The sequence below is a fragment of the Streptomyces sp. SID4985 genome, assembly GCF_009863025.1.
Classification (GTDB): domain Bacteria; phylum Actinomycetota; class Actinomycetes; order Streptomycetales; family Streptomycetaceae; genus Streptomyces.
In genome coordinates this window covers 1-1,117 of the sequence record NZ_WWIR01000433.1, presented here as the reverse complement: position 1 = coordinate 1,117, position 1,117 = coordinate 1, and the positions used below count along the sequence as shown (strand labels likewise).

At 75.5% G+C, this 1,117-nt stretch carries 1 protein-coding gene and 1 pseudogene; both read left to right on the top strand.

Annotated elements, in window-relative coordinates:
- A pseudogene (locus GTW40_RS18915) lies at positions 1–227 on the top strand (energy-coupling factor transporter transmembrane protein EcfT); the annotation flags it as partial.
- On the top strand, positions 224–1,117 hold an 894-nt coding region (locus GTW40_RS18910), incomplete at its 3' end, for an ABC transporter ATP-binding protein (protein WP_343245740.1). The pseudogene GTW40_RS18915 and the gene GTW40_RS18910, both read left to right, overlap by 4 nt.

The window sequence follows — 1,117 nt, the reverse complement described above, 5'->3', positions numbered from 1 at the left end:
CCCGGTACCGTCCGGCGCCGTGGGGCGTGCGGGCGTGGCTGGTCGCGGGCTCGGGAGCGGCGGTCGCCGCGCTGCTCACCCTGGCCGCCACGCGCGAGCCGGACGCGCTCAACCCCGGTGTCGTCCCGCTCGCCGCGCCCGCGCTGCCGCTGTGGCCCGCCGCGTCGGTGCTGCTCGCGCTGCTGCCCGCCTTCGTCGTCCCCCAGGAATCCAGGGAGCGCGCGTGATCCGCTTCGAGAAGGTCGCCGTCACCTACGAGGGCGCGGCCGAACCGACCGTACGGGACGTGGACTTCGAGGTGCCCGAGGGCGAACTCGTGCTGCTCGTCGGCCCGTCGGGGGTGGGCAAGTCGACCGTGCTGAACGCGGTGTGCGGACTGGTGCCGCACTTCACCGGGGGCACGCTCAGCGGCCGGGTCACGGTCGCGGGCCGGGACACCCGCACCCACCGGCCGCGTGAACTGGCCGATGTGGTGGGCACGGTGGGGCAGGACCCGCTGGCGCACTTCGTGACGGACACGGTCGAGGACGAACTCGCCTACGGGATGGAGTCGTTGGGCCTCGCCCCCGAGGTCATGCGGCGCCGGGTGGAGGAGACGCTGGACCTCCTCGGGCTGGCCGACCTGCGCGACCGTCCCATCGCCACGCTCTCCGGGGGTCAGCGTCAACGGGTCGCCATCGGCTCGGTGTTGACCCCGCACCCTCAGGTCCTCGTCCTGGACGAGCCGACCTCCGCACTCGACCCGGCCGCCGCCGAGGAGGTCCTGGCCGTCCTCCAGCGCCTGGTCCACGACCTCGGCACGACGGTCCTGCTCGCGGAACACCGCCTGGAGCGTGTGATCCAGTACGCCGACCGTGTCGTCCTCCTCCCCGCCCCGGGCGAGCCCCCGCTGACGGGCACCCCGGCCGAGATCATGGCCGTCTCGCCGGTGTACCCGCCGGTGGTGGAGCTGGGGCGCCTGGCGGGCTGGGCTCCGCTTCCTCTCACCGTGCGGGACGCCCGCCGCAGGGCTCCGGCGCTGCGGGAGCTGCTGGCGGGGGTGGCGTCCGCCGGGGTGGACGGGCCCGCGACCGCCGGTGCGGACGGGTCGGACGCGTCGACGCCCACCCGTGCCGAC